This window comes from Nocardioides sp. JQ2195 (assembly GCF_012272695.1).
GTDB lineage: Bacteria > Actinomycetota > Actinomycetes > Propionibacteriales > Nocardioidaceae > Nocardioides.
Genome location: NZ_CP050902.1, coordinates 1355050 through 1374432, shown reverse-complemented (window position 1 = coordinate 1374432; position 19383 = coordinate 1355050). Strand labels below are relative to the sequence as shown.

Genomic DNA, 19383 nt, shown 5'->3' with positions numbered 1-19383 from the left:
AGTCCTTGCTCAGCGGACTGCCGATCAGCCCGGCCGGACGGCGCCGGAGAAGGGCATCGAGAAGACGCCGGCGATGGTGACACCGGAGCCGGGGTTGGCCGCGTGGACGATGCGTCCGCCGCCGATGTAGATGCCGACGTGGCTGACCGGGCTGTAGTAGAAGACCAGGTCGCCGGGCTGGAGATCACCCGAGGAGACGCGCGCACCGGAGCCCATCTGGGCGCTCGAGGAGTGCGGCAGGCCGACACCGGCCTGGGCCCAAGCCATCATGGTCAGGCCCGAGCAGTCGAACGCGCTGGGGCCAGCGGCGCCGTAGACGTAGGAGTCCCCCACCTGGGCGAGCGCGTAGTTGACCGCAGCGGCCGCGCGGCCGGAGACGGGAACGTTGGTGGGAAGACGGGTGCTGTCTCCACGGCTCGACTCCTCGGCGAGCGCGGCCCGCTCCTTGGCCTCGAGGTCGCCGAGCAGCTCCTTGGCCTCGGCCAGCTTGTCGTCGGCCTCGGCCTTGTTGTCGGCCAGCTCGCCCTTGGTCTCGGCCAGCTCGTCGACGCGCTCCTGGGTGGCCTCACGGCGAATGTCGAGGGCGGCGACCTCACGCGTGTAGTCGTCCATGGCAGTGGCCTGGACGTCGTTGAAGGCCGAGAGCGTGGTCAGCTCGGAGAGGAACTGGTCCGGGCTGTCGGAGACCACCAGCTGGCTGGTGGCGGAGACGCCACTGCCCTCATACTGGGCAGCCAGGGACTCGTTGACCGCACTGGTCAGCGTGTCGACCTTCTGCTGCTGCTTCTTCTCGTCGGCCTTGAGAGCCGTGAGGTCGTCCTGCAGGTCGTCGTACTTGATCTTCGCGTCGTTGTAACGCTCCGATGCCTGCTCCGCCTGGTGGTAGAGCTTGTCGACGCGTGCCTTGACATCATCGATGTCAGGCTCCGCGTTGCTCGGCGCTGCGGGAAGAGTGCTGATTCCGATGATGGCGATCACGCTGGTCAGGCCAGCCATGACGCGCTTCCGTCCGTGCTGCATCTAGCGGACGTACTCCCTCTTTGTTCGACGCCTACCGGGTGAGCTGACGGGTTCGGGCACAAAGAAGCCCTACACACGCTCCACGGAGGTTCCCGCCTTGCGTGTGATTCACCCCAGGGAAACGTGGTTCCCCGGTTCCGTTGCCTCGGACTTCCCCGCCCTCGGTTCCAGACTCGGCGCGGTGCCCGAGCCGATCCTGGTTGATCAACTGGTACGGGCACCTGAAGCGTCAAGATTAGACGTGCTCTCCCCCAGCAGCAAACCCTTCGTCCACATGTCGCGGGGTGTTTCGCGCCACGAACCACGGGGAGACGTGTCATGCGTCACACATGCCACACGAGTCCCACCGTGCGGGAGGTCAGGCGGATTCCACCTCGGGTCCGGCCACCGGTGTCACCATCCGCAGCGGAGGGACCAGACCGGACTCGGCAAGCACGCCGAGCGCGCGCTGCTCGTCGTCGTCGAAGGCCAGCTCCGGTGGCGGCCCGAGCAGCACGGTCACCACGCAGTCGTGGCAGGCCAGGCCTCGGACTTCGCAGGTGTCACAGTCGATGTGCAAGGTCATGTCATGTCCTCGTCTCTCTGGGAGCCGGGAGGGGAAGTTCCCGGTTGAGAGGCACCCTCGCAGGGAGCACCGACACTGATGCGCAGCGACCGGCGGACCAGCTCCGGAGAGGTTCAGCGAGCCAGCAGGCTGACCAGGGCGGCCGAGGCCATCGGCCGGGCGCCCGCTCGGCGCACGTCGGTGACAATCGCCTGGTCGGTGGTCACCACCACGACCACCCGGCCCTGTGGTTCGGCAGCGACCAGGTCGCGGATCACGTCGTCGGCGATCACGCCCTCGGGGCTGAACAGCACCTTCACGCCACGAGGCGCGTTGACCACCCCCCGCTGCGTCTGTGACGCGGCGTCGAAGACCACGGTGGTCTCTGCGCCGGTGCGGGCGATCAGCGGTGCGAGGCCGTTGAGCAACCGGATGCGTTGGGCCTCGAGGCTGGAGTCGGGCCAGGCCGTCTTGCTGACGTTGTAGCCGTCGATGATGAGCCTGGCTCGCGGCATGGTCAGGAACTGCTCCAGCAGAGCAGGGCTGGAAGGACCGAGCGAGGCGGCACCGGTCGGCACACGCGTGCCCGCGACGGCGAGCTCGGCCTCCACCCGGTCGCCCGGCGAGCCGGTGACGGTCGGCAGGGCGAGTTCTCGGCGCAGGCCCTGGCCGGCCTCGAGGAGGGTGTCGAGCAGGACGCGAGCGCGCACGGTGGTCTCGTCACGCTCGGAACGGGTCTCACGCCGGGCCGCCGAGACCGCGGACTGCAGCTCCTCGATCTGGGCGCGCAGGCGTCGTGTCTCCGCCTCGGCGCTGGCCGTTGCTGCTTCCGCCTTCGCCCGCAGCTCCTCGGCGGCGACGAGCGCCTGCTCGGCGTCACTGGTGGTCGACCGGGCGGCGACTCGAGCCTCGCCCAGCTTGCGGCGGAGGCTGGAGTTCTCGGCCTTGAGCTCCTGGACCTGGGTCTTGTGCTCGGCGCGGGCCTCGCGGGCTCGGGCCTCGACCTGGTCGAGCCGGCCCTGCAGCCGCTCCACCTGGGACGGGTCGACGCTCGGCCTCTCCGCGCTGATCGCCTCCCCCGCGGCGGCGTACGGCGCCTCCCAACCTTCCGGGCGCAACAGCCACAGCAGCGCGGCGACCTCGACCGGGTCCGCGGCCTCGGGCACAGCCCCGTCGTTGACGGCACTCGCGAGCTCCGGCAGCACCGCCGCCACCTGTGTGGCGACGTGACCACGGAGGTCGTCGTCGGTCTCGAGGGCCGTCGCGATCTGGGTGCCGCCCAGCTTGGCTCGGCGGTTCGGTGCGAACGAGGCGACCTTGCGCAGCGACGCGGGCAGGTCGCTCACCTTCGGCAGCGCGTCGGCCGCCAGTGCGAGCACGCGGACACGCACCGGTTCGGGCATCTGCCCGCCGGTTCGCTCGACGTCCGCGGTCACGGTCGATCAGTCCTTGGCCGGGTCCTCGGCCACTGCTGCCTCGTTGCGGTCGATCAGCTCGATCGCGTCGGAGCGGCCACACCAACGGCACGTGACCGACTCGACGGTCTCGGCCTTGACCTCAGTGTCCTCGACGACCGGTTCACCGGAGAGGTCGAAGTGCCAGTACTCGTCGGTGCGACGGGTTCGCGTCACGTCGAACCTGGTCAGGTTGCCGCACCCTCCACAACGCCAGCGGTTGGTCGTGTCGGGAATCTGTGCGGTCACGGAGGCTCCTTCGTCGTGGTGTTGCGAACATCCCCAGCCTATGGGGCGCGGCGGCACTCGATTGTCGGTGCCCACATCTAGCGTCTGGTGACATGAGCAATGCGGTTCAGGGTGCGCCCTCTCGTTGGGAGGTGCAACGCAGTTTCGACGAGCTCGGTCGCCGCCTCCACGAGACGACGTTCTGCGTGGTCGACCTGGAGACCACCGGGGGCTCGGCCGCCGGTGGTTCGATGATCACCGAGATCGGTGCCGTCAAGGTGCGCGGCGGAGAGATCCTGGGCGAGTTCCAGACGCTGGTGAACCCCCACGACCAGATTCCGCCGTTCATCGCGGTGCTCACCGGCATCACCAACTCGATGGTCGCCGACGCCCCGTCGATCGACGCCGCACTGCCCGCCTTCCTCGAGTTCGCCGCCGGGTGCGTGCTGGTCGCCCACAATGCTCCCTTCGACGTCGGGTTCCTCAAGCACTTCGCCGAGCAGCAGGGGCGTCCGTGGCCGAAGTTCGAGGTCCTCGACACCGCTAAGCTGGCCCGTCGGGTGATCACCCGTGACGACGCCCCCAACTGCAAGCTCTCGTCGCTGGCCGTGCTGTTCAACGCACAGACCACCCCCAACCACCGTGCGCTCTCCGACGCCCGGGCCACCGTCGACGTGCTGCACGGCCTGATGGAGCGTCTCGGCAACCACGGGGTGCACACCCTCGAGGAGCTGCAGACCTTCTCCTCCCGGGTCACCGCGGCCCAGCGCAAGAAGCGACACCTCGCCGAGCGGCTTCCCCACGCTCCCGGCGTCTACCTGTTCCGTGACGACAGCGAGCGGGTCCTCTACATCGGCACCTCGCGCGACCTGCGGGTCCGGGTCCGCAACTACTTCACCGCCTCCGAGACCCGCTCCCGGATGGGTGAGATGGTGCGGCTCGCCGCCGAGGTCACCGGCATCGAGTGCGCCACCACGCTCGAGGCTCAGGTCCGCGAGCTGCGGCTGATCGCCGAGCACAAGCCGCCCTACAACCGCCGATCCCGGTTCCCGGAGAAGGTGCACTTCATCAAGCTGACGCGGGAGCCGTGGCCGAGATTGTCGTTGGTGCGCCGGGTGATGGACGACGACGCCGACTACCTGGGTCCGTTCTCCTCCCGCCCCGCCGCTGAGCGGTGCCTGGCCGCGCTGCACGAGACCTTCCCGATCCGCCAGTGCACCGACAGGTTCGGCGCGAAGCCCACGAGGTCACCGTGTGTGCTGGCCGAGATGGAGCGCTGCCTGGCGCCGTGCGACGGCAGCACCGACGAGGCGACGTACGCCGCACTGGTCCGCCAGCTGCGTGACAGCCTGGTGTCCCGACCCGACGAGGTCGTCGACACCATCAACCGGCGGATGGACTCGCTGGCTGCCGACGAGCGCTTCGAGGAGGCCGGTGTCCACCGGGATCGTCTCGCCGCCTTCCTCCGCGCAGCGGCCCGCACCCAACGACTCTCCGCCCTGGCCCGCTGCCCGGAGGTGGTGGCCGCACGACGCGAGGACGACGGCCGTTGGTCGGTGCACGTCGTCCGCCACGGTCGTCTCGCCGCAGCCGGCGTCATCCCCTCGGGGATGGACGCCCACCAGTTCGTCCGAAGCCTGAAGGCATCCGCCGAGGCCGTCGCGGCGGCTCCCGGCCCGATTCCCTCCGCCAGTGCCGAGGAGATGGAGAAGGTGCTCAACTGGCTCGAGTCCGACGGCATCCGTCTTGTCGACATCGACGGTGAGTGGACCTGCCCGATCGGCGGCGCCCGACGCCACCTGACCCTCCACGACGCCGTCAACGAGTCCCGGCAGAGCCTGGTGCCGTTCGACGACCGGCGCGACACCTCCACCGTCCACCAACCCGCCCGGTGACGCACCCTGCACCCCGATCCGTCACCCGCTAACGTTGGCTGGGTGATCACTGCCATCGTTTTCGTCAACGCCGAGGTCGACCGGATCCCCGAGGTCGCCGAGGCGATCGCTGCCATCGAGGGTGTCAGTGAGGTCTATTCGGTGACCGGTCAGATCGACCTGATCGCCCTGGTGCGGGTCGCGAAGCACGACGACATCGCCGACGTCGTCGCCGACGAGCTCAACAAGGTCGAGGGTGTGCTCTCCACAGAGACGCACATCGCGTTCCGGGCGTACTCCCAGCACGACCTGGAGTCCGCGTTCTCGCTCGGGCTGGACTGACTCCCGAGCCTGATCGGTCATTCCGGGTAGTCCGAACGGGCCACCTTTCCGAGTTCACCCCCCCGAAGCCCTCGTGCATCCCTAGCGTGACGCGCATCTGTCGTCGCTCACCAGGGGGCCCGTGTGTCCAGCACGTCTTCGACCCGCCGCCACGGCCTCGTCACGTCTGCCGCACTTGCAGCCCTGATGCTGGCTGGTCTCACGGCCGCACCGACCGCGAACGCAGCCGTCGCACGCCCCACGAACCTGGCACCGAACGGTGACACCTCCAGCAACACCCCGACGTTGTCGTGGAGCCGCCCCAAGGGGGCGGTGAAGTTCGAGGTGGAGGTCGACAACGACTCTGACTTCAGCTCGCCGGGATTCACCCAGACCACCACCAACACCAAGACTGTCCCGACGTCGCTGCTGACCACGGGCGAGCACAACTGGCGGGTGCGCGCCTTCAACTCTGCCGGATCTTCCTCCGGATGGGCGACGTCGTCCCTCGACGTCTCAGCCGTCTCGGCTCCCTCCCCGATCTCGCCGGTCGGGGTGGACCTCCACCAGCCCGAGGACCCACCGCTGCTCTCCTGGACCGGCACGCAGGGCGCAACGTCGTACGTCGTCGAAGTCGACACCGAGGACGACTTCGTCGGCGCTTCCTCCTACACGACCGCCACCACGTCACTGGTGATCCCGAACCCCCTCGAAGCAGGCACGTACTTCTGGCGGGTGCAGGCGGTCAGGGGGTCGGGGGTGGTCTCCCAGCCGTCGGCGGCAGTGAGCTTCACGGTGAGCTCCATCCGAGAGGTCGAGATCGTCGGCCCCGTCGATGACCCGGAGACGCGCGTCACTGACGTCGTGCTCGACTGGAAGCCGGTGGATGGTGCGCAGTACTACCAGCTCCAGGTGGCCACCGACAGCGACTTCAACACCATCGTCGATGACAAGGGCAACGCCAAGATCTACGGCACGAAGTACTCCCCTGCCACGACCTACGACAACAACCAGTACTACTGGCGGGTGCGGGCAGTCGACCTCGCGGGTCAGCCCACTGCTTGGACCGAGACCGTCTACAACTTCAACCGGGTCTGGCCCAACCGTCCGGAGGCCGTGTTCCCGGCCGGCGACGGCGTGCAGCAGGTGACGGGTGCGCCGTACTTCCAGTGGACCCCGGTGCCGCACGCCACGCAGTACCAGCTCGACGTGGGCACCAACCAGAACTTCTCACCGGACACCTACGAGTCGTGCCAGATCGCGGGCACCACCTACACGCCCGGCAACTTCGTCGTCAACGGGTCGTCGGCGTCGGTGCGGACTGACGAGGACTGCGTCATGTCACCGGGGTCGGTGATGTACTGGCGGGTCCGTCCGCTCGACCGGCCGTTCTCGAAGTCCGGGGTGCAAGGGGTGCAGGGAATCTACTCAGCCACTCAGTCGTTCCTCTACAACCCCGCCTACTTCTCCGGGGTCGAGCCGGCCAACGGCGCCACCGTCGACATCCCGACCTTCAGCTGGGACCCGGTCAAGGGCGCCCTCAAGTACGAGATCGTGATCAAGCGGGCGAACGGCGGCACGATCAAGTCCGCGACCACCCACTCGACGTCCTACACGCCGGTCGCCACCAACGCGCTCAACCCCGCCGACGGCCCCTTCACCTGGACCCTGAAGGCCATTGACGCCACCGACGTGCCCTCCGTGATCGAGCAGCGGACCTTCGACGTCAGCGGCGACGTGCCCGGCTCCGGCGCCGCACCGTTGACTGCGCTCACCGGACGCGTCACCGACCAGGCCACCACCCGTGCGCCGGCGCTGACCTGGGAACCGCTTCCCGGGGCCGACCACTACCGGGTGCGCGTCGGCGTCGCCGGCACCGGAGTCTTCTTCACCGGCACCAGCGCCGACGTGCTCGACAAGGACCTGCCCTACCCGGCGGTCACGGACACCTCGACGCGCTTCTTCGCGGCGGGCAGCTACGACTGGCAGGTGGTCGCCTACGACGCCACAGACGCCGAGGTCGACCGTGGCCCCGTCCACACCTTCCGGATCGCCCCGTTCGCTCAGGTCGCCGGTCAACAGCTGGCGCTCGACGGGCAGGCCCTCGACGCGGGAGACACCTGCGCCGTCGAGCTCCCCGAGCTCTGCAACCAAGTGCCGGCCACGCCTGTGCTCTCGTGGGAGGCCCAGCCCGACATCGCCTTCTACATGATCTACATCTCCGAGGACGCCAGCTTCACGAACCTGGTGGAGACCTCGATCCCGGCAACCGCGAACTCCCGCTATGCCTTCACGCTGAGCAACTTCCGCGCTGCCCTGCCCGAGAGCCAGGCCGGTAGTGCCTACTACTGGCACGTCCGGCCGTGCCGTTCCCTCACCGTCTGCGCCCCGGATCCCGTGTCCAGCATCGACGAGGAGACGCATGCCTTCCGTAAGCAGTCGCCTCCGGTCGACCTGCTCGCGCCCGCCGACGCCGACGACCCGGCTGCCTCCAGCCTGGCCACCAATGAGATCACCTTCGAGTGGCGGGACTATCTCGCGACCAACCGGGCAGCCACCTTCGCGGACACCGGGGAGACGAGCCCACAGGCCGCGATGCAGTACCGCATCCAGGTGGCCACCTCCGAGAGCTTCTCCACCTCGAGCGTGATCGACGAGCAGAAGGTCGACCAGACCACCTACACCGCCGTGGGGAAGCTCTATCCCGAGGGCACCCTCCACTGGCGGGTGCAGGCCATCGACGCCGAGGGCAACGGGCTCACCTGGTCCGAGCCCCGCAAGCTGGTGAAGGAGAGCCCCACCGTGACGCTCACCCTGCCCCAAACCAACCAAGCGGTGGCCGGAACCTCTGCCTTCCAGTGGCAGTCGCAACCGTTCACGGGCTCCTACCGCATCGAGGTCTACAAGAACAACGACACCACCCTCTCGCCCGCCAACCGGGTCCTCTCCAAGGACGTCCTGACGTCGGCGTACGCGTGGGACCAGCCCCTTCCGCCGTCGGGTTCCGCGTACCTGTGGAGGGTCCGGCGCACCGACTCCAGCCGCAACCCCGGCCAGTGGTCGCCCGCACGGGCGTTCACCTCCGTGGGCGCGGTCCCGGCCCTCACGGCTCCGACGTCCGGGATCCGGGTTGCTGCGAACGGTCCGCTCTTCGCCTGGGGCGAGGTGCCGGGCGCCACGTCCTACAAGCTCGAGGTGCGCAACACCGCCCAGTCCTACAACTGGAAGACCATCACGACCGCCGGCAACGCCTGGGCCACGACGGACCAGGTTCCCGACGGGTCGTACAAGTGGCGGGTCTCTGCCCTCGACTCCGGCCGCAATGCCTTGGGGACCTCGGCGTGGCGCACGTTCCGGGTCGACGGTTCGAGGCCGGTGGTGAGTGCGACGTCGCCGACCTACTCGGCCGAGCGCAAGTCCAACGTCAAGGTGACCTTCAGCGAACCCGTGAAGGGTGTCTCGACGAAGACCTTCTTCGTGGTCCGCGCCGGGAGCACGAAGAAGCTGCGCGGAACGATCAGGATGAAGAGCGCGGGCACCGTCGCAGTCCTCAACCCGAAGCGACGACTGGAGCGGGGGAAGACCTACAAGGTCAAGGTGACCACGGGCATCAAGGACCTGAACGGGAACGCACTGGTGGCGGCGACGTGGAAGTTCACGGTCCGTTGAGCCGGGCCACACACGCTAGCCTTCGACGATGGACTGGCTGACCGACCACTGGCTCGACATCCTCGGGTGGGGCGGCAGCGCGCTCCTGGTCTTCTCACTGATGCAGGCCCGGGTCCTGCGGTTCCGGGTGCTGAACCTGATCGCCTGCCTCGTGCTGACCGCCTTCAACGGCCTGCTCGAGATCTGGCCGATGGTGGCCATGAACGTCGTGCTGTGCGCGATCAACATCTGGTTCATCGTGAAGCTGGTCGGCACCCGGGACGACGACACGGTCTTCGAGGTGCTCGAGGTGCGGCCCGACGACGCCTACCTGTTCCACGTGCTCGTGGGGAGCAGCGCAGACATCGCGAAGTTCCAGCCGGACTTCGACGCGCCCGGGCCGGACGACACCGTCTACCTGGTGCAGAAGGGCCAGGAGACCGTGGGCGTGGTCGTGCTCGCCATCTCCGACGGCACTGCACGCGTCCGCCTCGATTACGTGACCCCGCGCTTCCGGGACTTCTCCCCCGGCCGCTTCGTGTGGAGGAGATTGGGCACGCTCCGGGAGGCCGGCGTACGCCGCGTGGTCACCTCTCCCGCGATGGTTGCGCCCTACTACGCGAAGCTCGGGTTCCGGCCGGAGGACGGCGCCTTCGTCCTGGAGCTGTGAGCGACCGGGTCAGGCGCTCGCGCAGGCGGTGACCCAGCGCTCGAGGGTTCCCCGTGCAGCTCCCGAGTCGATCGCCTCGGCCGCCCGCGACATGCCCGCGGCCACCGCGGCATTGACGTCACCGAGGTCGCCGTCGAAGACGGCCAGCGCCGCGCCGGCGTTGAGCACGACCGCGTCGCGCACCGGACCGGTCTCGCCGGCCAGGATCCGACGGATCACGTCCGCGTTGTGCTGGGTGTCGCCGCCACGCAGGTCTTCTGCGGTGGCCAGCGGGAGCCCCAGCTCTCGCGGGTCGAGCGTCGACCTGCTGACCTCGCCGTCGTGCACCGACCAGACCTGCGAGGTGGTGGTCGTGGTGAGCTCGTCGAGCCCGTCGTCACCCCGGAACACCAGTGCGTCCACGCTGCGCTTGGCGAACACACCGGCGATCACCTCGGACATGCCGGGGAACGCGCACCCGATGGCGGCCGCTGACGGGCGGGCAGGATTGGTCAGCGGACCGAGGATGTTGAAGAACGTCGCGATGCCCAACTCACGTCGGGGCACACCGGCATGACGCAGCGCGGAGTGGAAGATCGGGGCGAAGCAGAACGTGATGCCCGCCTGGGCTGCCACCTTGGCCACACCGGCAGGGTCGAGGTCGAGCCGCACGCCCATCGCCTCGAGCACGTCTGCGGATCCCGACTTCGACGAGGCCGAGCGGTTGCCGTGCTTGACGACCTGGGCGCCGGCTCCGGCAGCCACGATCGAGGCCATCGAGGAGATGTTCACCGAGAACGATCGGTCGCCCCCGGTCCCGACGATGTCGAGACTGCGCCCCGGGACCGACAGCGGCGTCGCCTGGGCGAACATCGCGTCGACCAGTCCGTTGACCTCCTCGACCGTCACTCCCTTCGACTGGAGCGCGGTCGCGAAGCCGGCGATCTGGGACGGCGTCGCCTGCCCGGTGAGGATCTGGCCCATGGCCCAACGGGTCTGCTCCGAGGACAGGTCGTTGCGACCGACGACCGAGGTGAGGACGTCGGGCCAGGTCAACGCGGTCACGTCGCCGGCACCTGCGGACGGAGCAGGTTCACCACGGCGGTGGACAACGCGATCGGGTCGATCGGGTGGGGCACCGCTCCGTCGGCTCGCGACCAGGTCGCCAGCCACGCGTCGTGGGGTCGTCCGGTCAGGACCATCAGCGGCGGGCACTCGAAGATCTCGTCCTTCAGCTGCTTGGCGATGCCCATGCCTCCCGCGGGCACGGCTTCACCGTCGAGGATCGCGAGGTCGATCCTGCCGGAATCCATGTGCTGGATCACGACCGGCTCGGTGGCCACCTCGACGTACTCGAACTCGGGCAGGTCCGGGTGCGGACGGCGACCGAGCGCGAGGATCACCTGTTCGCGCGTGTTGACGTCGTCGCTGTAGACCAGGATCTGGAGCGGGGCAGTGGTGTCGGTCACGGAGTCGATGCTAGCCGTCGTGGTGGGCATGGGTCTCGTGAGGTGGTTTCGAGACGCTCGTTCCTCGCTCCTCAACCACCGCCAGGACGGGCGGCTCAACCACCGCCAGGACGGGCGGCTCAACCACCGCCAGGACGGGCGGCGCGGGCTTCCTCGCGGTCGAGCTGGCGGTCCACGCGCTTGGCCTCGGCCATCGAGGACCGCACCCACTGCACGAACAGCACACCGAAGAAGACCAGCGCGATCAGGTCACCCGACCCCCAGAGAATCCCCCCGGCCAGGTGCTGGTCGCCGGCCATCGACGGGAGCCAGTCCCCCATCGGCCCCTCACGAAGCTGCGCGTAGTGGCTCTCACCGATCAGGGAGTCCTGGTCCATGATCGTGATCCCGAGGAAGGCGTGGAACGGCAGGGTCAGGACGATCAGCAGGAGCCGGAACGGATATCCCACGCGCCCGGGCACCGGGTCGATGCCCAGCAGAGGCCAGAAGAACAGGGCCCCGACCGCCACCAGGTGGACGTGCATCACCTCGTGGACGTAGGTCGACGCGAGCGAGGCGTCGTACCAGCTCGTGAAGTAGAGCGCCCAAGGGGAGAGCACGTAGAACGCGAACGCCAACGGGGGGAAGGAGAGCACCGTGGCCACCCGGGAGTGCAGGAGCTTCAACAACCAGCTGCGCGGGCCGCGTCGCGACGTGCCCGGCAGGACCCGCAGGGCGAGCGTGACCGGGGCACCGAGGGCCAGGAAGAGCGGCACCCACATCGACAGGATCATGTGCTGGACCATGTGCACGCTCAACAGGGTCGTGTCATAGGTCGACACTCCCGAGGCGGTGGCGAAGATGAACCCACCCATGCCGGCCCCGATGAACGCGATCGACCGGCCCACGGGCCAGCGATCGCCCCGGCGGTGGAGGACGATCACCCCGATGACGTACAACCCGACCGCCCAGACGGCGCCGATGAACAGCAACGGGTCCAGCGCCCAGTCGGTGAAGACGCTGCTGAAAGTGAATCGAGACAGGTTGGAACCCGCATCGAACGGGACAAATGCACGGGGAAACTCCACGGTGTGAACTTTATGACGCCCAACTTCAGGGGGTCGGGGTGCCCTCCGGACGAACCTCCGACATAATGAGGCCCGTGGCGACTGCAACTGCGATTCCGGCGTCCCGTCTACACGGGCATCATGACCGTCCCAGCATGGTCAGCGTAGGCACGATCATCTGGCTCTCGAGCGAGCTGATGTTCTTTGCCGCGCTGTTTGCGTGCTACTTCACCATCAGGGCTCAGAGCGAGTCCCTGTGGGCGAGCCAGACGGAGCTGTTGAACCTTCCGTTTGCCTCGACCAACACCACGATCCTGGTGTTGTCGTCGGTGACCTGCCAGCTGGGCGTCTTCGCCGCCGAGCGCGGGCAGGTGGGCCGAAAGGGCTCCATCTTCAACGTGCCCGGATGGGGCCTTCGTGAGTGGTTCATCCTCACCTTCGTGATGGGTGCCGTCTTCATCGGCGGCCAGGCCACCGAGTACGCCGAGCTCATCCACCACGGGCTCACCATCCCGGCGAACTCCTACGGGACGGTCTTCTACCTCACCACTGGCTTCCACGGCATCCACGTGACCGGTGGTCTGATTGCGTTCCTGTTCGTCCTCGGACGCACCTACCTGGCCCGCCGCTTCACCCATGAGCAGGCTGTGAGCGCGATCGTCGTGTCCTACTACTGGCACTTCGTCGACGTTGTGTGGATCGGTCTCTTCGCGACCATCTATCTGATCAAGTAGCACCGGACAAAGATCTAGGACATAGGGACTGAACGTGCGTCTTCTGAATCGCCCTCTCAACCGCTTGGCCGGCCGTGTCTCACGGCACCGCCGGCGGCCGCTTGCCGGGCTCCTGGTCATGCTCCTTGGCCTGCTGTTCACCGGCACCATGTACGCCGCCTTCGCTCCGGCCAACGCTGAGAAGGGCTCGGACAACCAGGATGAGCAGATCGCGGCCGGCCGCGAGCTCTTCCTGGTCGGCTGCGCCTTCTGCCACGGCCAGAACGGCGAGGGCATCAACAGCCAGAACGGCCAGTACGGCCCCTCGCTGATCGGTGTCGGCGCTGCCGCCGTCGACTTCCAGGTCGGCACCGGCCGGATGCCGATGTCCCAGCCGGGCCAGCAGGCCGCGGTGAAGGACAAGCTCTACAGCGACGAGGAGATCGAGCAGCTCGCTGCGTACGTCGCCTCGCTCGGCCCCGGGCCGTCGATCCCGACGTCGGACGAGTACAGCCTCGACCACCTGACCGGCGAGCAGAAGAGCGAGGCCATCGTGCGCGGTGGCCAGCTGTTCCTCGCCAACTGCTCGGCCTGCCACAACTTCGAGGGCTCTGGCGGAGCCATGCCCTGGGGCAAGGAGGCGCCGAGCCTGCGCGAGACCTCCGACAAGCACATCTACGAGGCCATGCTGACCGGTCCGTCCCAGATGGACGTCTTCTCCAACGGCAACATCGCGCCCGAGGACAAGGCAGCGATCATCGCCTACCTCAACGCCATCGAGGACAACCCGGGCTACGGCGGCTTCGGCCTCGGCGGCCTCGGCCCGGTGAGTGAGGGCATGTTCGCGTGGATCCTGGGCATCGGTGGCCTGGTGGGCTTCGCCTACTGGATCGCGGCCCACTCCGCGCGCTCCGAGAAGACCGAGTCCAGCAGTGAGGAGACGAACGCGTGAGCGACCACCACGACGCAGGGTCGTCGAACAACCTGCCGGCCCCCATCGAGGAGCCCATCGTCAACCCGGGCCTGCCAGCCCACCGGCCGCGTCCCACCGACGTCGACGAGAAGGCCGAGCGCCGCGCCGAGCGCCAGGTGGCGGGCTTCTTCGTCGCCTCGATGCTCATGGCTGTGCTCTTCTGTGTCGCCTACTTCACGCTCGACATCAAGGACGAGACCGACACGTTCATCGGCCTGGGCGCCTCCAACATCGCCCTCGGCACCACCCTCGGCCTCGCGCTGATGTTCATCGGCATCGGCATCATCCATTGGGCCCGCAAGCTCATGGGTGACGTCGAGATCTCCGAGCTGCGGCACCCGGCGTCCTCCTCCGAGGAGGACCGCGAGGCCACTCTCGCCGCACTCTCCGCGGGTCTCGAGGAGTCGGGCATCGCCCGTCGCCCGCTGATTCGCAACACGATGATCGGGGCCCTCGGCTTCGTCGGCCTCCCGCTGATCGTGGGTCTGCGCGACCTCGGTCCGCTGCCCGGCAAGAAGCTCGAGCGCACCATCTGGAAGTCCGGCACCCGCATCGTCCGGGACGTGACCGGCACCCCGGTGCGTCCGGAGCAGCTCGAGGTCGGCGACCTGATGAACGCCCAGCCCGAGGGTCTGGTCATTCCTCACTCCGAGGAGGTGGAGCAGGAGGGCCACAGCCGCGGCGTGAAGTACCTCGAGGGCGTCGACCTCCAGGTCGAGAAGTCGAAGTCGTCGGTGATCCTGCTGCGCATGGAGCCCAAGGATCAGACGTTCTCGGAGCGTTCCCCCGAGAACTGGTCGGTCAACGGCATCGTCGCGTTCTCCAAGATCTGCACCCACGTCGGGTGCCCGATCTCGCTCAACGAGCAGCAGACCCACCACCTGCTCTGCCCGTGCCACCAGTCCACCTTCGACCTGGCCGACGGCGGCCGCGTGGTCTTCGGCCCCGCCGCCCGCGCACTCCCCCAGTTGCCGCTCACCGTGAAGGACGGCTACCTGGTCGCCCGGAGCGACTTCGTGGAACCAGTCGGTCCTAGCTATTGGGAGCGTGACTCCGAATGAGTTCATCCAGCAACGTCGCGAGCTCCGTGGCCACCACCAACGGCAAGACCGCCGCCTCGGCCAAGAAGCAGGGGCGTGGTGCCAAGGTCGTCGGTTGGGCAGACGAGCGCCTCGGCCTGGCCACGGCGGCCAAGAAGAACCTCCGCAAGGTCTTCCCCGACCACTGGTCCTTCATGCTCGGCGAGATCGCACTGTGGTCCTTCGTCGTGCTCCTGATCACCGGCGTCTTCCTGACCTTCTGGTTCAAGCCGTCGATGGCCGAGGTCCAGTACTTCGGCTCCTACGCCGAGCTCAACGGAATGCACATGTCGGAGGCCTTCGCGTCGACGCTGGACATCTCGTTCGACGTCCGCGGCGGCCTGATGGTCCGTCAGATGCACCACTGGGCAGCGATGCTGTTCATCGCCTCGATGCTCGTGCACATGATGCGCGTCTTCCTCACCGGTGCGTTCCGCAAGCCGCGTGAGATCAACTGGGTGATCGGCGGCATGCTGATCCTCCTGGGCATCCTGGAGGGCTTCGCCGGATACTCCCTCCCCGACGACCTGCTCTCCGGCACGGGCATGCGGATCGCTGACGGTCTCGTGAAGGCCACGCCGGTCGTGGGCACCTACATGTCGTTCTTCATGTTCGGCGGCGAGTTCCCGGGTGAGCTCATCATCCCGCGCCTCTACATGGCCCACATCCTGCTGATCCCGGGCCTGATCCTGGCCCTGATCGCAGCCCACATGCTGCTGCTCGTCTACCACAAGCACACGCAGTGGCCCGGCCCCGGTCGCACCGAGGAGAACGTCGTCGGGTTCCCGATGCTCCCCGTCTACATGGCCAAGGCTGGCGGCTTCTTCTTCATCGTGTTCGGCACCTCCGCCTTGATGGGTGGCCTGATGACGATCAACCCGGTGTGGAAGTACGGCCCCTACGACCCCTCGAAGGTGACCGCCGGGTCCCAACCCGACTGGTACATGGGTCTCGCCGAAGGAACGCTGCGCATCATGCCCGGCTGGGAGACCCACCTCTTCGGTCACACGCTGTCGTGGAACATCTTCGTTCCCGGCCAGCTCATTCCGATCGGTCTGTTGGTGATGGTGCTGTCCTGGCCGTTCCTCGAGGCCTGGGTGACCGGCGACAAGCGCGAGCACCACCTGCTGCAGCGTCCCCGCAACGCTCCGGGTCGTACGGCGTTCCTCGCCGCGATGATCTCGCTCTACGGCCTGCTCTGGGCCGCTGGCGGCAACGACGTCCTGGCCGTGCTGTTCCACCTGAACCTCAACCACATCACCTACTTCATGCGTGGTGCAGTGTTCATCATCCCGGTGCTGGTCTTCATCCTCACCAAGCGTTGGTGCATCTCGTTGCAGCGTCACGACAACGAGAAGCTGCTGCACGGCTACGAGACCGGCATCATCATGCGGTCCCCCGAGGGCGGCTACTCCGAGCGTCACCTGCCGATCAGCGAGGAGAGCGCCTACACGCTCACCGCGCGTGATCGCGACGAGATCTACGTGCAGGGCTCGGACGTGGACGAGAACGGTGTGGCCGCTCCTGGCGGCAAGCTCTCCGGAGTCCGCGCCAAGCTGTCGGCGACGCTGTTCGCCGACAACATCCAGAAGCCGACCGCCGAGGAGCTCGAGGAGGGTCACCACCACGCCGACGAGGAGCACGCGCTCGAGGCAGGGCTCGACCACTCCGCTGACGGACACCAGTTCGACGGTCGTCACGAAGTCGAGGGCGAGACCCTCCGCGGCGGTCACTGACCGACGTACCAGCACCACCAGACGAGGGCCCGGAGCATTCCGGGCCCTCGCTGCGTCTCCGGGCGGGAATGGAACCCGCTGCAGGGCAGTTGACCGTTCAACTGCAGTGCGAAGGAGATCCCGTGACCCACCCCATCCAGCTCGGCCTCGACACGTTCGGTGACGTCACCGTGGACGCCACGGGCGAGCGACTCCCCCACGCCGAGGTCCTGCGCAACGTGGTCGAGGAGATCGTCCTGGCCGACGAGATCGGCGTCGACGCGTTCGGGGTCGGCGAGCACCACCGCGACGACTTTGCGGTCTCGGCCCCAGACATCGTGCTCGCCGCCGCAGCGTCGCGCACCGAACGCATCATCCTCGGCACCGCCGTCACGGTGCTCTCCTCCGACGACCCGATCCGGGTCTACGAGCGCTTCGCCACCCTGGACGCCCTCTCGGAGGGCCGCGCCGAGGTCACCTTGGGTCGCGGCTCATTCACCGAGTCGTTCCCCCTCTACGGCCTGGACCTGGCCGACTACGGCGTGCTGTTCGAGGAGAAGCTCGAGCTCTTCAGTGCCCTCCGCAGGGAGGACGCCGTGTCCTGGCAGGGCAGCATTCGCCCACCGCTGCAGCCGACGCACGTCTACCCCAAGACCGAGAAGGGTTCACTGTCCACCTGGATCGGCGTCGGCGGCTCCCCGGAGTCGGTCGTGCGCGCCGCTCGCCACGGCATCCCGATGATGCTGGCCATCATCGGCGGCGACGCGGCACGCTTCGCACCGTACGCCGAGCTGTACCGCCGCGCGCTCGGAGAGTTCGGCCGCCCGGAACTGCCCGTCGGCGTGCACTCGCCCGGCTTCGTGGCACCAACCGACGCCGAGGCTCGCGACCTGCTCTTCCCGCACTTCAAGGCCAACCGGGACCGCATCGGTGCCGAGCGCGGCTGGGGGCCGGCGACCCGGGAGCAGTTCGAGGCAGAGGTGGCCCACGGATCCGTCTACGCCGGGTCCCCGGAGACCGTGGCCCAGAAGATCGCCACGACCGCGAGGACTCTCGGCGCCACCCGGTTCGACCTCAAGTACAGCAACGGCACCATGCCGCACGAGCAGCTGATGGACGGCATCCGTCTCTATGGCATCGAGGTGATCCCCCGCGTGCGGGAGCTCCTGGAGAACTGAGACCTGTCGCATGAATCATCTTTCAGGTAATCTCCCGTGACGTGACTCACAGCCGGTGACTCGGGCGTTGGCGTCCGGACGACGGTGGGTCGCCCTCGGAGGAGATCCAGTCATGGCGTCACGCGCTCTCCGCACAGCACCCGCACTGATCACCGCTCTCGTCGTCACCCTCGTGGTGGCGTTGGCCGGGTTGGTCGGGCTGACCTCGTCGGCCCAGGCCCTCACCTGTCCCCCGGGATTCGAGGACCTGCCCGGGTGCACCGGCGCGCCGAACCAGCCCGACGACGCGGCTGCCAGCGGCACGTGGAGCACGGAGACCGTGGCGGGCATGCAGGTGCAGCTCTACGTCCCGTCCACGGCCCCGGCCCGGCCCGGCGGTCGCGCACTGATGGTCAACCTGCACGGCTGCGCGCAGGCGGCCACCGACCTGAAGAACGCGGGGAACTGGACCGCGACCGCGGATGCGTACGGCATGGTGGTGGCGATCCCGTCCGCGCCCGATGGTGGGGTCCTCTTCGGCTGCTGGGACTACTACGACGCCAACCACTCCCGGACCTCGCCCGCACGCCACGACGACAACCTGCTGGGCCTGGCCGAGGCGCTGACTGCGCGCTCCGACCTCGGCATCGACGCGGATCAGGTCTACCTCACCGGGCTGTCCTCCGGAGGAGGCGAGACGATGGTGATGGGCTGCCTGGCCCCCGACGTGTTCGCCGGTATCGGCATCGACGCCGGCCCCACGGTCGGCACCACCGCGGCACAGATCGGATCGGTGGCCGTGAGCCAGGCGCAGGGCAAGGCGACGTGCGAGGGATTCGCCGGCTCGTCCGCCGCCGGCTTCGACACCCAGCTCACCTCCGTGGTCCACGGCGCCGACGACACCACCGTCGCCACCGGGTACAACACGCTGAACGCGGAGATCATGGCCGACATCTACGGCGCCGGGAACAGCTCGTCCTTCGACCTCTCCCAGCTCGCTGGCACCAACACCGCGGGCACGGGGACGTTGTGGTCGGACGCCGAGGGCCCCCGGGTCTCCCTGATCACGAACTCCGGCGTCGCGCACGCCTGGCCGGCCGGGGCCGGCCCGGGTGGCACCTACATCTCGGCGAACAGCATCGACTATCCGGCCTACGTCACCGACTTCTTCTTCGAGAACAACCGTCGTGCCGCGGAACCGACCGACGAGCCGACCGACGACCCCACTGAAGAGCCGTCGGACGACCCCACTGAAGAACCGACCGATGAACCCACCGACGACCCCACGGAGCCGGTGAGCTGCTTCACCACCAGCAACGCCGAGCACGAGGCCGCCGGGCGCGCCACGTCGTACGGCGTCGACCCCTACAACCCGTTCTACGCGATCGGGACCCAGGACTACCTCGGCCAGGGTGACGCCACCATCACCAGCCTCCAGCGGACGGGCCCCGCGGCATATGAGGTGGTCGCGACCTGCGACTGAGTGCACCGGG

17 protein-coding genes and 1 riboswitch are annotated in these 19383 nt (G+C 68.1%); of the genes, 10 read left to right on the top strand and 7 right to left on the bottom strand.

Going from position 1 to position 19383, the window contains the following annotated elements; translation table 11 throughout:
- Positions 1-24 precede the first annotated feature (24 nt).
- The 4 genes from ncot_RS06605 to ncot_RS06590 all read right to left on the bottom strand — a co-directional run bounded on the left by ncot_RS06605 (position 25) and on the right by ncot_RS06590 (position 3267).
- The gene (locus tag ncot_RS06605; protein ID WP_240938105.1) at positions 25-996 is read right to left on the bottom strand and encodes a C40 family peptidase; all 972 of its coding nucleotides are present in this window, start codon (positions 994-996) and stop codon (positions 25-27) included.
- Positions 997-1033: 37 nt separating this feature from the next.
- Positions 1034-1209, bottom strand: a riboswitch (cyclic di-AMP (ydaO/yuaA leader).
- A gap of 169 nt (positions 1210-1378) precedes the next feature.
- The gene (locus ncot_RS06600; RefSeq protein WP_168616891.1) at positions 1379-1585 is read right to left on the bottom strand and encodes a hypothetical protein; all 207 of its coding nucleotides are present in this window, start codon (positions 1583-1585) and stop codon (positions 1379-1381) included.
- Positions 1586-1698: 113 nt separating this feature from the next.
- Entirely contained in the window at positions 1699-3000 is a 1302-nt protein-coding gene (locus ncot_RS06595) for an NYN domain-containing protein (RefSeq protein ID WP_168616890.1), read from the bottom strand.
- A gap of 6 nt (positions 3001-3006) precedes the next feature.
- Positions 3007-3267 (bottom strand): hypothetical protein, encoded by a 261-nt coding sequence (locus ncot_RS06590; RefSeq protein ID WP_168616889.1) that lies wholly within the window; start codon positions 3265-3267, stop codon positions 3007-3009.
- Between the two features lie 92 nt (positions 3268-3359).
- Between ncot_RS06590 and ncot_RS06585 the strand changes: the two genes are divergently transcribed.
- The 4 genes from ncot_RS06585 (at position 3360) to ncot_RS06570 (ending at position 9759) form a co-directional block, all read left to right on the top strand.
- A complete protein-coding gene (locus ncot_RS06585) occupies positions 3360-5141 on the top strand; it encodes a DEDD exonuclease domain-containing protein (protein ID WP_168616888.1) in 1782 nt (593 codons plus the stop codon).
- A 42-nt stretch (positions 5142-5183) separates the two neighbouring features.
- Positions 5184-5462, top strand: coding sequence for an Lrp/AsnC ligand binding domain-containing protein (locus tag ncot_RS06580; protein ID WP_168616887.1), 279 nt, complete (start codon positions 5184-5186; stop codon positions 5460-5462).
- A gap of 123 nt (positions 5463-5585) precedes the next feature.
- On the top strand, positions 5586-9110 hold the full coding sequence (locus tag ncot_RS06575) for an Ig-like domain-containing protein (RefSeq protein ID WP_168616886.1): 3525 nt from the start codon (positions 5586-5588) through the stop codon (positions 9108-9110).
- Between the two features lie 28 nt (positions 9111-9138).
- On the top strand, positions 9139-9759 hold the full coding sequence (locus tag ncot_RS06570; RefSeq protein WP_168616885.1) for a hypothetical protein: 621 nt from the start codon (positions 9139-9141) through the stop codon (positions 9757-9759).
- A gap of 9 nt (positions 9760-9768) precedes the next feature.
- Here ncot_RS06570 and trpD read toward each other — a convergent pair whose 3' ends face one another.
- From trpD to ncot_RS06555, 3 genes are all read right to left on the bottom strand, one after another.
- A complete protein-coding gene (gene trpD, locus ncot_RS06565) occupies positions 9769-10803 on the bottom strand; it encodes an anthranilate phosphoribosyltransferase (RefSeq protein WP_168616884.1) in 1035 nt (344 codons plus the stop codon).
- Positions 10800-11237, bottom strand: coding sequence for a response regulator transcription factor (locus tag ncot_RS06560; protein WP_168616883.1), 438 nt, complete (start codon positions 11235-11237; stop codon positions 10800-10802). The genes trpD and ncot_RS06560 overlap by 4 nt, the downstream gene beginning before the upstream one ends.
- A gap of 89 nt (positions 11238-11326) precedes the next feature.
- Positions 11327-12274 carry a cytochrome c oxidase assembly protein gene (locus ncot_RS06555; protein WP_168616882.1) on the bottom strand — a complete coding sequence of 316 codons (948 nt, stop codon included), beginning with the start codon at positions 12272-12274 and terminating at the stop codon, positions 11327-11329.
- 65 nt (positions 12275-12339) lie between these two features.
- Here ncot_RS06555 and ncot_RS06550 point away from each other — a divergent pair, with 65 nt between their 5' ends.
- The 6 genes from ncot_RS06550 to ncot_RS06525 all read left to right on the top strand — a co-directional run bounded on the left by ncot_RS06550 (position 12340) and on the right by ncot_RS06525 (position 19373).
- Positions 12340-12987, top strand: coding sequence for a heme-copper oxidase subunit III (locus tag ncot_RS06550; RefSeq protein ID WP_168616881.1), 648 nt, complete (start codon positions 12340-12342; stop codon positions 12985-12987).
- A gap of 118 nt (positions 12988-13105) precedes the next feature.
- Positions 13106-13918: a c-type cytochrome gene (locus ncot_RS06545; RefSeq protein WP_168616880.1), complete on the top strand. Its 813-nt coding sequence runs from the start codon at positions 13106-13108 to the stop codon at positions 13916-13918.
- Positions 13915-15000, top strand: a complete 1086-nt coding sequence (locus tag ncot_RS06540) for a Rieske 2Fe-2S domain-containing protein (protein ID WP_168616879.1) — start codon at positions 13915-13917, stop codon at positions 14998-15000. The genes ncot_RS06545 and ncot_RS06540 overlap by 4 nt, the downstream gene beginning before the upstream one ends.
- Positions 14997-16754 carry a cytochrome b N-terminal domain-containing protein gene (locus ncot_RS06535; protein WP_168616878.1) on the top strand — a complete coding sequence of 586 codons (1758 nt, stop codon included), beginning with the start codon at positions 14997-14999 and terminating at the stop codon, positions 16752-16754. The genes ncot_RS06540 and ncot_RS06535 overlap by 4 nt, the downstream gene beginning before the upstream one ends.
- Positions 16755-16876: 122 nt before the next feature.
- A complete protein-coding gene (locus ncot_RS06530; RefSeq protein WP_168616877.1) occupies positions 16877-17911 on the top strand; it encodes an LLM class flavin-dependent oxidoreductase in 1035 nt (344 codons plus the stop codon).
- 112 nt (positions 17912-18023) lie between these two features.
- Complete coding sequence (locus tag ncot_RS06525; protein ID WP_168616876.1) at positions 18024-19373, top strand: PHB depolymerase family esterase; 1350 nt, start codon at positions 18024-18026, stop codon at positions 19371-19373.
- The last annotated feature ends 10 nt before the right edge of the window (positions 19374-19383 follow it).